Source organism: Porphyrobacter sp. GA68 (assembly GCF_022605525.1).
Classification (GTDB): Bacteria; Pseudomonadota; Alphaproteobacteria; order Sphingomonadales; family Sphingomonadaceae; genus Qipengyuania_B.
Map to the genome: position 1 here is coordinate 371,824 of NZ_JAKQYJ010000002.1, position 10,970 is coordinate 382,793.

Here is a 10,970-nt window from a genome sequence, read left to right on the forward strand (position 1 = left end):
ATCAGCCCCAGCCCTGCATCTCCGCCTCAAGCCCTTCCACGATGACTTCGAAGAACTGTTCCGTGGTCAGCCAGTTCTGGTCCGGGCCGATGAGCAGAGCCAGATCCTTGGTCATCTTGCCTTGCTCCACCGACCGGATGCAGACCCGTTCAAGCGTTTCGGCGAACCGGACAACGTCAGGGGTTCCGTCGAACCGTCCACGGTACATCAGCCCGCGGGTCCAGGCGAAAATGCTGGCGATAGGATTGGTGGAGGTTGCCTTGCCCTCCTGATGTTGCCGATAGTGGCGCGTTACCGTGCCATGAGCGGCCTCCGCTTCAACCGTCTTGCCATCCGGGCTCATCAGAACGGATGTCATCAGGCCGAGCGAGCCGAAGCCCTGCGCAACGATGTCGGACTGCACGTCGCCGTCGTAGTTCTTGCACGCCCACACAAACTTGCCGCTCCACTTAAGGGCGCTTGCAACCATGTCGTCGATCAGCCGGTGTTCGAAGTGGATTTTCTTCTCGGCGAACTTTTCGGCGAAGCCTTCGGTGTCGAATACCTCCTGGAAGAGATCCTTGAAACGACCGTCATAGGCCTTGAGGATGGTATTCTTGGTGGAGAGATACACCGGCCAGCCAAGATTGTACCCGTAGTTGAAGCTGGCACGCGCGAAGTCACGAATGGAGTCGTCCAGATTGTACATTGCCATGGCAACGCCGGGGCTGGGGAAATCAAAGACGTCGAGGTCGATGTTCTCGCCATCCTCTCCTTCGAAGACGAGCCGCAGCTTGCCGGGGCCGGGGATCAGGGTGTCGGTAGCGCGGTACTGGTCCCCGAACGCATGGCGACCGACCACGATGGGATCGGTCCAGCCCGGAACCAGACGCGGCACATTGTCGATGACGATCGGTTCCCTGAAAACCACGCCTCCCAGGATGTTGCGGATCGTCCCGTTGGGAGACTTCCACATCTTGCTGAGGCCGAACTCCTCCACCCGGGCTTCGTCGGGGGTGATGGTGGCGCATTTTACCCCGACACCATGTTTCTTGATGGCATTGGCTGCTTCAACCGTGATGCGATCTTCGGTTTCGTCACGCTTCTCGATCGACAGGTCGTAGTACTTCAAGTCGATGTCGAGATAGGGCAGGATAAGCCGTTCACGGATCCACTGCCAGATAATGCGGGTCATTTCATCGCCGTCTAGTTCGACGACGGGGTTTGCCACCTTGATCTTGTTCATTGCCATCCTGCTTGCTGGTACGGGTTGCGGCGGGCCATAGCATCTGACCGCCGCCAGGCAAGGCGTGCGGCGGGATCTCAGCGTTACCGGATGGAAGGCAGGGGTTCGATGGTGGGCGTAGGAAGGATTGAACTTCCGACCCCTGCGATGTCAACACAGTGCTCTACCACTGAGCTATACGCCCACATCGAACTGTCACCGGCGGCTTGAGTGCCGGGTGGGTGCGTTTACTTGCGCGTTTTGACTGGCGCAAGAGATAAAGCGCAACCTAAAGCCAGAGGCGCGCGTCGCCTTCCAGAGTACGTTGCACTTCAAGCACAAGATCCCGCAAATGGAAGGGTTTCGACAGAACCTTGGCATGCGGCTGCTCCCGGCTTGCCTTGAGCGTCACCGCGGCGAAACCGGTGATGAACATCACCTTGGTTGTAGGGCTGATCTTGTTGCAATGCTGCGCCAGTTCGATGCCGTCCATTTCCGGCATGACGATGTCGGACAGGAGGAGATCGAAGCGGGACTCTTCCAGCAGGGGGACTGCTGCCGTACCGCGGTCAACCGTGACCACTTCATACCCGGCATTCTGCAGGGCTCGCTCCAGATAGGCGCGCATGGCCTCGTCGTCTTCGGCAAGGAGGATCCGGAAGGGTGTCGGTGCGGACATGCTCTGCTCCTATTGCGAACCCATTAACAAACCCTTCCCGGCATGGCTAACAAATAGCTAATCATGCATCCTGTGCACAGTTGAGGCAGTCCGCTGCGCAGGCACGGCCCCTCTCCGGCCACCGCATCTGCTTTGACAAGCCAGGTGGCGCGCTTATGCATGACATCGAAGATGGCGCGCGATACCGACCTCGCTGCATCGGCACAGCGGCCCCTGCGAGCCTTGCGCGGGTTCGTCTGCGAGCAGGGAGGCGTTGTTCCGCAAGATGGCGGAGCGGCGTTCACTCTGCTGCGGCCGGTAACCGCCAGTGTTCCCGTACTGATTTCCGTGCCTCACGCAGGCCGGCAGTATCCCGCCGCCATCCTTCAGCAGATGCGGCGCCCGGCGACCGACGCGTTGATGCTGGAAGACCGTCTGATTGACAGCGTTGCACAGGAAGTCGCTGAGGCCACCGGTGCCACGCTGCTGCTCGCAGAAGCGCCGCGGGCCATGATCGATCTCAACCGGTCGCCGGACGACGTGGATTGGGAAATGGTTGAGCGGGGGAAGAAAGCGCCCCTTCATTCCGCCCGCAATCATCGGGCACGAAGCGGGCTGGGACTGGTGCCGAGGAGGTTGGCGCGGACTGGCGAAATCTGGACCACGCGGTTGAGCGCGGAGGAACTCGCAATGCGGATCGCGCAGATCCATACGCCCTATCACTCCGTGCTCGGGCGCCTGCTCGCCGACATGCACACGGGCTGGGGCGCGGCGCTGCTGATTGATCTGCATTCCATGCCGCCGCTCGGACAGCAATCCGGTCAACTGGCACCCGCCGGTTACGTGCTGGGCGATCGGTTCGGGGCTTCCTGCGCAGCCGCGATCTCCAGCTTTGCCCTGCAGCAACTGGAAAAGTTCCGGCGGGTCGCGCACAACCTGCCGTATGCGGGTGGCTATGTTCTCGACCGGCACGGCCAGCCCCGTCGGAACATTCATGCCCTGCAACTGGAGGTCTGCCGCTCGCTTTACCTCGACGCATCGATGACAAACCTGGGTGCGCGCCATTCCGCCGTAGCAAGAGAACTTGCGGCCGTAATCTCCGCCTTGGCGGCGGAGGTGGAATGGCTTGGCCGCAGTCAAGTGCAGGCGGCGGAATAAAAAACCACCCCGTGCCGAAAGCACGAGGTGGTCAAGGTTCAGGGAGGAGGCGCGGCGTTAGCCGCACCAGCCGGGCAGGCAATGAGGGGGGAAGCGCTGCCCGGTAATCTCTATGTAAGGTCGTGCGATCGACGTTCAAGCGCCGCTCGGGTATTTTGTTAACCTTTTTTTCCGCGCCGGCACGGGATGGAGCGACAGCAATTCAAATCAGTTGAACTACATTCAGTTGGGCTGCGCCATGTTAGCCTGCGGCACCAGTCCAAGCTGCGCCTGCCTGGCGAAGATCACGCGCATCAGATCGAGCGAGAAGATCTGAGCGAACACCAGCGGCAGCATGCCGTTTTGATTCCAGGCACGCAGCTGGTCACCCCGCAATTCGCGCAGCTTGTCCTGATCGATCATCTGGAAACCGCGGTAGATGAATGGCTTGTCACCTTGATCCGGTTGGGTGATGGCAACTTCTCCGTCCATCAGGAGATTGTGCTTCTGCAATTCTTCCATGAACAACCGCGTCCGGTGCCCGGCCTGTTCGAACTGCTCGCAGAACTGAAGCACCCGCTGCGTTCCTTCCGACGGGTTGCCATCAGTGAACAGCTCTTCACCCTCGTCGAAGTCGCCGATGTTGTCGGCAGTCGGATCGAAGCACAGCGACAGATCCTCGCTGTCCTGCCGCAGCTTGGCGAGGATGAAGGGATAGCGGCGGATGTAGGCTGGAATATAAATCGGTTCTTCGACTTTGCCCTGTTCGTTGACGAAAACATTAACGCCTTCGTTCATACCCATCAAAGCCAGCGGAACAGGATTATCGCCCGAGGAGAAAACGACGGGGAAGTGCCGCTGCGCCTGCACCATCTCGTCGACGGTGAGCGGAATGGCGTGTTGCCCGACGAGCCACTGCGCCGTGTCCGACCCTTTCACCCGCCAGGTGGCATGATCGTTGGAATTGAGCGGCATCAAATCCTTGTAGAACAGGGGCAGGGCTGGTTGCGGCACACTGGCCATAAGAACTCTCCGGTAAAAAGGACTAAGCGATTGCGGAAGCGGCGCGAGACGCCATGGATTGCGCGCGCGCCTTACGAAACAGAATGGTCACGCGCAAGCGGGACGAGTTTGCCCGGATTGAGCAGTCCGGCCGGATCCAAGGCGCGCTTGACGGCTCTCATCAGATCAAGCGCGACGGGATCATGCGTGCGCGCCAGCGTCGCCAGCTTGTCCTGTCCGATGCCGTGTTCGGCGGAGATTGTGCCGCCGAACTGCGTGATACGGTCATACACAAACGCGCTTATATCCCGCGCCAGCCCCTTGGCCCAGTCGGCAGGGGCGTCCCGAGGCGCCACCACATGGAAATGAATGTTGCCGTCGCCAAGATGACCGAAGGCGCGCACATCGTGGAGCGGAAAACGATCCACAACCTCCCGTCCAAGCTGCTCAACGACGGCCGGCATCGCGTCGGGGGGCACGGCTATATCGTGTTGCACGGCGGGGCCGCGCGCCTTTTCCGCAGGCGCGATGGATTCGCGCAGCAGCCACAGTGCATCGGCCTGCGCGTCGCTGGCAGCGATTACCGCATCCTGGCAGAGACCTTGCGCAAGCGCCTGCGCCAGGCACTGTTCCACCTGGGCTCGCAATCCGTCGGCGGTCCGCTCGCCGCCGGCGAATTCCAGCAGCGCGTGCCAGGGATGCTGCGCTGGCAAAGGCGCCCGCGCGGCGGGGAGGAAGTCCAGTACGTTGTCGAGGCAGGCCTGCGGCAGGACCTCGAACCCTTCCAACCTTTCGTTCAGTGTACTCTGACATAGCAGAAGCAGGTTCCGGGCATCGGCAAGACTGCGGACGCCGGCCCAGACTACCACGCGTTCCGCAATGGCTGGAACAAGCCTTACCTGCACCTGTGTGATGATGCCCAGCGTCCCCTCGGAACCAATAAACAGCTGTTTGAGATCGAAGCCTCGGTTATCCTTGTGCAGGCCTTGATCCGCGGCAAGCACACGCCGGTCGGGCAGCACGACTTCGAGGCCGAGTGTCAGACGCCGCATGGTGCCATGGCGAAGCACTTGCGTGCCCCCTGCGTTGGTGCTGACCAGGCCACCGATCGTCGCCGACCCTTTCCCGCCCAACGTCAGCGGAAATCGCAGGTCGTGCCCTGCGGCCGCCTCGTGCAGGTTCTGGAGGATTACGCCGGCTCCGCACGTTGCGGTGGCCGCCTCGGGCTTGATGGCAAGATCAGTCAATCGCCTGGTGGAAAGCAGCAGCTGCGTGCCGCTGTCATCGGGCGTTGCTCCGCCTACCATGCCGCTGTTGCCGCCCTGCGTAACGATCGGCACGCCATTGTCGGCACACAAGCCGACCACGGCAGCAACCTCCATCGTGTTCGCGGGAGACACCATCGCCAGCGGCCGCCCGGTATAGCGACCTCGCCAGTCAGTCAGCCACCCGTCCATCCCCGCGACGTCCGACGTCACCCATTTCGCGCCAAGTGCAGCGGTCAGCTTTTCCAGAAGCGCACCAGGACCCGATTGCCGTGCCTGACCCGAATGTGACATGATCATCCCTGAGACATAGGGTAGCAGCCCAGCTTAGCCAAACCGGATTAAGCCGGTGTTCAAGGCAGCTGTATATGGACCGGCAGGCGCACCGGCCGCAATGCGCGCGGTCCAGAAGGAGGGCGAGTTTCAAGCAATGAGCATCCTTGCGCTTCTTCTTGCCCCGACCCTGCTTTTCCTGCCCACTTACCCTGCGGCGCCGGAAGTGCGCGCATCGCAGCAGGTTCGCATCGAACAGAGGGTGATCATTCGGATCGGTCCAAGCAGTGGAACGGCACGACCAGCCTCGCTGGCGGGGGCCAACCCGTCCGTTCCGTTCCGCATCGTGGAACGGCCTCTGCAAGGCTGCATCCCGGTCGGTGCCATTGCCGGCGTGGCGGCAGAGCGTGGCGATCGTCTGCGCCTGTACATGCGCAACCGACAGCTGCTGACCTTGCGGTTCGACAAGAGCTGTCAGACGGAAGCGTTCTATTCCGGCTTCTATGTCGAACAGAACGGCGATGGCATGCTGTGTCCCGCGCGCGATGTGCTGCATTCCCGGTCGGGCGTCCGCTGTTCCGTGGGCAGGATCAACCGGCTGGTGGCGGAACCGGCTCCATAGGGTGAAGCCATCTCCACCCGGCTTGACTTTGTCGCAGGTTCCGGCGTAGCGCGACCCCACTGGTGCCGCCATTGCCGCACTGTTGTTCCGGAACCATATCCCGCTCCATGACCTTTGCCAATCTCGGCTTGTCGCCTGAACTGCTCAAGGCAGTGAATGATGCGGGCTATTCAGAGCCTACGCCGATCCAGGCGCAGGCCATTCCCGCCATGCTCATGATGAAAGACATCATCGGCATAGCCCAGACCGGCACAGGCAAGACCGCCAGTTTCGTGTTGCCGATGATCGACATCCTGCATCACGGACGCAGACGCGCCAGGATGCCGCGATCTCTCATCCTCGAGCCGACACGCGAACTCGCCGCGCAGGTGGCCGAGAACTTCGAGAAGTACGGGGTCAATCACGATCTGAAGATGACGCTGCTTATTGGCGGTGTGCAGATGGGCGATCAGGTAAAGGCGCTGGACGAAGGTGTGGACGTGCTGATTGCCACCCCTGGCCGACTGATGGACCTGTTCGAGCGGGGCAAGATCCTATTGACCGGATGCGAGATGCTGGTCATCGACGAAGCTGACCGGATGCTCGACATGGGTTTCATACCCGATATCGAGTTCATCTGCGAAAAGCTGCCCAAGAACCGGCAGACCGTGCTGTTTTCTGCAACCATGCCGCCGCCCATTGAAAAGCTGGGCCAGAAGTTCCTCGACAATCCGAAGCGGATTGAAGTGAGCCGGGCGGCGTCCACCAACAAGGACATCACTCAGTACAAGGTTCAGGTGGGCGCGCGGGAGAAGCGGGAACGGCTGCGCTGGCTGTTACGCAACGACGATGTCAAGACGGCCATCATCTTTGCCAATCGCAAGACGACTGTGCGCGAACTCAGTCAAAGCCTCGCCCGTCACGGGTTCGCCACGGGCGAAATCCATGGCGACATGGATCAGTCCAGCCGGATTCGCGAACTCGATCGCTTCAAGGCGGGCGACATCAACATTCTGGTCGCGTCGGACGTTGCGGCACGCGGTCTGGACATCAAGGGCGTCAGCCATGTCTTCAACTTCGACACGCCTTGGCATCCGGACGATTATGTCCACCGGATCGGGCGGACCGGGCGCGCCGGAGCGAAGGGCAGGGCCTTTACCTTCGTGACCAAAGAGGACGCAGAGGCGATTGCCAATGTCGAAAAGCTGACCGGCCTCGACATCCCGCAATATGAATTGCCGGAGCCAAGCAAGGCGGAGCGAGTAAGCATTCCTGCCGAGGTTCGCTCCCCTGCGCAGGAGCGGCCAAGCAGCGCGCCCCGACAAGCGGCAGCATCTTCCCGGAAGCGGACGTCCTCTGCAACACGCAAGGCTGACGCCAAGGTCGTTCCGGACGACAGCAGTTCTTCTCCTGGCGAGTGGTTCGGTCCAGTCCCGCAATTCCTGAGTCAGTCGGCACTGTAGTAGAGGATAGGCGGGGTTTTACCTGCGGGTAAGGATTGCTCGCTATCGCTTCCCGGATGGAAGTGTTCGTCGAGCCGGCCAAGGGAACTCTTCTGCTGCTGAGCGTGATGGGCGTAGGCTTCGGTCTGCTGGCCCTGGCGACGAAAGGCGCCGCGTTCGTCGCAGCCATACAGCGCGTGCGAGCGGAATTCGCCACCAACCTCGCGCTGGCATTGTTCAACGGGATAATCCTCGCCCCGCTGTTCTTCTGGCCCGGCGAGTTCGTGCAGAAAACGCTTTCCGCCTCTGCGGCCGTGACTGCCTTCTGGAACGGCTGGCACCCTGTGGTCGTGGTGGTGCTCACCATTCTGGTCGCAGATTTCGTCGTGTACTGGCGGCACCGCATGGAACACCATCCGCTGCTGTGGCGGTTTCACGCAACTCATCATGCGGATACCCACTATCACTGGCTGACGACCCTCAGAAAACACCCGGTCAGCAAGCTGCTCAGCGTAGTCATCGACGCCTGCCTGCTGTTTGTGATGGGCTTCCCCGCCTGGGCCATCGCCACCGCAGCCCTGGTGCGCAACTTCTGGGGGTTCTTTGTCCACGCGGACGTGCCGTGGACGCTGGGCATCTTCGGCCGGTGGCTGATTTCGCCTGCCGCGCATCGTCTGCATCACATCCGGGACGAAGCGCTGATGGGCGCGAACTTTGGCAACACGGTGACGTTGTGGGACCGGCTGTTCGGCACTTACGTCGATCCCACCCCGCACGTCGCTTGCGAAACCGGCATTGCCGAAGGGACGAGAGGCTTCCTGGGCGAACTCGCACGGCCATGGGAGCGACGCTATCGCCTCGGCAACAGCGAAGACCGCGCCGCCCCCGCTACGCCCACCTGTCCTCAAGCGCGCGGCTAGCGGGGAGGAGCGCGGCGTCCGCTATTACTCGAGCCGCCGCGCAAATCCTCTCACGCGTACTTGGCGGTTGCCGGCAACCGCCGTCTGCCTCGCATCGCTGCGCCAATCGCGCCAAAGCCGGCCACCAGCATCGCCCAGGTAGAAGGTTCCGGAACCGCGGGAATGTTGAGGGTGCCCTGGAACGCCTGAGAAACGGTCGGTCGGCCGCCCAGGAAACTAAGGGTTCCGGAGCTTGCGAAGCTGCCTGTAGCTCCGGCGAAGAACCCTGTACCACCGGTCACGAGATGGCTTTGAGAAACGGAAAACAGCCCCTGCGACAGCAGATTCAATTCCCCGCTGTAAGTGCCGATCAGCGTATCTCCTCCGCCAAAATCGAAGGTGAACTCGCCGAGGTCGAACAGGCTTGGTCCGGTTACGGACAGCGGCAGCTGGATACAATGCGACAATGTAGGCGTAAAACTGCCCAGGTTCGATATACCTGAAGACGTCGCGGACGGCGGGTTGTTGACCACATTGGTGGTGGCGCGCGAACCGCATCGCGCCGCCGCTGGACCAGGAGCATCGACGTTCTGGCGCGATCCTTGGAACACGACCGTCGCCGCCTGAGCGGCGGACGCGGTCAAGAGCATGGCGCATGCCGCCAGCGAAGTGAGAGAGCGTTTCACATCCTTTCTCCTTTTCATGAATCGCCCCTTTCATGGCGGGGCCGACTTCGGAGTTGCAGGTTGAGCGCTCCTCGGGCTGCAGCCCATGAAGATAAGCTGCATTTTTCCTGAATTCGCGGAAAATTACCTCGTTCCAACGATTTGTGCAGCTTCTTTGTCGTGAAAGAAAGGACTTCGCGGCGCTTCGCCAATCATATTGTGGTGAGGGAACCGCCTCTGAAATCAGGGCCGGTGCCCGCCTCCTTCCAGTAGCGTACGAGACCCATGTCCGTGCAAAGCTCGCCAAAGCGCGGCTCCAACCGCAGGTTCTGCGTTGCTGGGATCCACAGCATCATGGTCATGCGGTGATGCTGATCGGTGACGGAGGGTTGCGCGTGGGTGTGCCGCTGGTTCACCAGCACGGGCCCGCGCTGCACCAGAAACCCGCGGGCCACTTCGTACGCTTCGGCCGCCTCACCCAGAGCGCTGAGAACCATGATGGCAGTAATCGCCTGACCAGGACCGACAGCCGCAGCCCTCTTGTTCGCGGCCACTGCCTGCGACTTCGACCCTCCGGCAGGGTCGGATAACGCCTCCAGCGACACATTCAGCAGGTGCATGGCCTGGGCCGGCATAGGCGGTCGGCCCGGCGACCTGTGCAACATCACCAGCGCCCTGTCCGCGCGGTCGGTAAACGCGAAGGTCCAGAACCGTGCAAACCATACGGCAGGGTGGTTCGGCCATGACTGCATCGCCCGGTCGGCAGTGGCATCGGCATCGGCAAGACGCCCGCTGCTCCACAGGGTATAGACGCGGCGGAACTGAAGATCAGGAGATAGCGGGTCCAGACGCTCCAGAAAGTCAAGGCGCTTGAGGCACGCCCGCACCTGTCCGGTTGACATGAGCAGTGTGGCAAGGGCGGCGGTGGCGAAACGGTTCTGAGGGTCGACCTCCAGCACTTGGCGCAGACGGCGTTCCTGTTGAAGCCAGTTGCCAAAGGATGGCATCAGCAGCGCCAGCGCAGTCATGGCGTGCGGCTCCTGCCGATCGATTGCGAGAGCCCGCCGCGCCGCGAGTTCAGCCTCGGCGCGCCTTCCGGCCACCTGTGCGGGCGGGCTGTATTCGGCGGCCGCCCGCAGCGACAGTGCCAAGAGGCCCCACGCCCGAGCGTGATCTGGATCGAGCTTCACCGCACGCTGAAAATCGGCAACTCCCTGCTGCTGCGGATCGGGCAAGCCTTGCCGCAGTGCGAGCAAGCCCCGCCCGACAAAACGGTCGGCATGCGATGGCGTACTCGTCACCCGCCACGCGGACATGGTGGCCAAACCCGCAAACGCGGCAGCTCCTCCTGCCATGAACCATCGGCGGGGGATAGCCCGCCGGGACCGGTCAGCCAGAAGGTGCGTGTCTTCGCCCGGCTTGGCAGGAGCCGGGCAGGCGATCCGGTAACCGCTTTTCGGGACCGTGACGACCTTGATGCGTTCCGCTCCGGCGCGGTGCAGGGCTCGGCGCAGTTCGGCGACGGCACCGTTCAGGGAATCTTCCGCCACGAACCGCCCGTTCCAGATCGCCTGCGTCAACTCGTCACGGGTAACAACCGCACCTTGAGCATCCAACAGGACAAGCAAGAGGTGCATCACGCGTGGCGGAACGGTGATAGCGCCGCCTGGTCCACTTATGCACCGGGTGGCGGGATCGGCGTGGATGTCAGCAATGGCAAGGGCAGGGCGACGGACCAGATTGGCGGCGCTGGTTGATACCCGGTCGGTGCCATGCATCGCGCAATCTCCTCCGATTGCGCAGGAAGATACCTCAAGAAGTCGC

At 61.9% G+C, this 10,970-nt stretch carries 10 protein-coding genes and 1 tRNA gene; 4 read left to right on the forward strand and 7 right to left on the reverse strand.

What is annotated here, in order from left to right:
- Nucleotide 1: 1 nt before the first annotated feature.
- The 3 genes from LHJ54_RS09560 to cpdR all read right to left on the reverse strand — a co-directional run bounded on the left by LHJ54_RS09560 (nt 2) and on the right by cpdR (nt 1,883).
- Nucleotides 2-1,225, reverse strand: coding sequence for an NADP-dependent isocitrate dehydrogenase (locus tag LHJ54_RS09560; protein ID WP_228243660.1), 1,224 nt, complete (start codon nt 1,223-1,225; stop codon nt 2-4).
- A 109-nt stretch (nt 1,226-1,334) separates the two neighbouring features.
- Nucleotides 1,335-1,409: transfer RNA gene (locus LHJ54_RS09565), tRNA-Val, on the reverse strand.
- 84 nt (nt 1,410-1,493) lie between these two features.
- Nucleotides 1,494-1,883, reverse strand: coding sequence for a cell cycle two-component system response regulator CpdR (gene cpdR / locus LHJ54_RS09570; RefSeq protein WP_228243661.1), 390 nt, complete (start codon nt 1,881-1,883; stop codon nt 1,494-1,496).
- Nucleotides 1,884-2,042: 159 nt separating this feature from the next.
- Here cpdR and LHJ54_RS09575 point away from each other — a divergent pair, with 159 nt between their 5' ends.
- The gene (locus tag LHJ54_RS09575) at nt 2,043-3,020 is read left to right on the forward strand and encodes an N-formylglutamate amidohydrolase (RefSeq protein ID WP_228243662.1); all 978 of its coding nucleotides are present in this window, start codon (nt 2,043-2,045) and stop codon (nt 3,018-3,020) included.
- Between the two features lie 222 nt (nt 3,021-3,242).
- On the opposite strand, the gene LHJ54_RS09580 is transcribed toward LHJ54_RS09575, so the two are convergent.
- Complete coding sequence (locus LHJ54_RS09580; RefSeq protein WP_228243663.1) at nt 3,243-4,022, reverse strand: SapC family protein; 780 nt, start codon at nt 4,020-4,022, stop codon at nt 3,243-3,245.
- Nucleotides 4,023-4,093: 71 nt separating this feature from the next.
- Complete coding sequence (locus LHJ54_RS09585) at nt 4,094-5,566, reverse strand: FAD-binding oxidoreductase (protein WP_228243664.1); 1,473 nt, start codon at nt 5,564-5,566, stop codon at nt 4,094-4,096.
- A gap of 130 nt (nt 5,567-5,696) precedes the next feature.
- On the opposite strand from LHJ54_RS09585, the gene LHJ54_RS09590 reads away from it, so the two are divergent.
- From LHJ54_RS09590 to LHJ54_RS09600, 3 genes are all read left to right on the forward strand, one after another.
- Nucleotides 5,697-6,161, forward strand: coding sequence for a hypothetical protein (locus tag LHJ54_RS09590; RefSeq protein ID WP_228243665.1), 465 nt, complete (start codon nt 5,697-5,699; stop codon nt 6,159-6,161).
- 107 nt (nt 6,162-6,268) lie between these two features.
- Nucleotides 6,269-7,603, forward strand: coding sequence for a DEAD/DEAH box helicase (locus tag LHJ54_RS09595; protein WP_228243667.1), 1,335 nt, complete (start codon nt 6,269-6,271; stop codon nt 7,601-7,603).
- Between the two features lie 56 nt (nt 7,604-7,659).
- Nucleotides 7,660-8,502 (forward strand): sterol desaturase family protein, encoded by an 843-nt coding sequence (locus LHJ54_RS09600; protein WP_228243668.1) that lies wholly within the window; start codon nt 7,660-7,662, stop codon nt 8,500-8,502.
- Between the two features lie 50 nt (nt 8,503-8,552).
- Here LHJ54_RS09600 and LHJ54_RS09605 read toward each other — a convergent pair whose 3' ends face one another.
- Both LHJ54_RS09605 and LHJ54_RS09610 read right to left on the reverse strand, forming a co-directional pair.
- Nucleotides 8,553-9,167, reverse strand: coding sequence for a PEPxxWA-CTERM sorting domain-containing protein (locus LHJ54_RS09605; protein ID WP_228243669.1), 615 nt, complete (start codon nt 9,165-9,167; stop codon nt 8,553-8,555).
- A 191-nt stretch (nt 9,168-9,358) separates the two neighbouring features.
- On the reverse strand, nt 9,359-10,924 hold the full coding sequence (locus LHJ54_RS09610; RefSeq protein ID WP_228243670.1) for a winged helix-turn-helix domain-containing protein: 1,566 nt from the start codon (nt 10,922-10,924) through the stop codon (nt 9,359-9,361).
- Between the last annotated feature and the right edge of the window lie 46 nt (nt 10,925-10,970).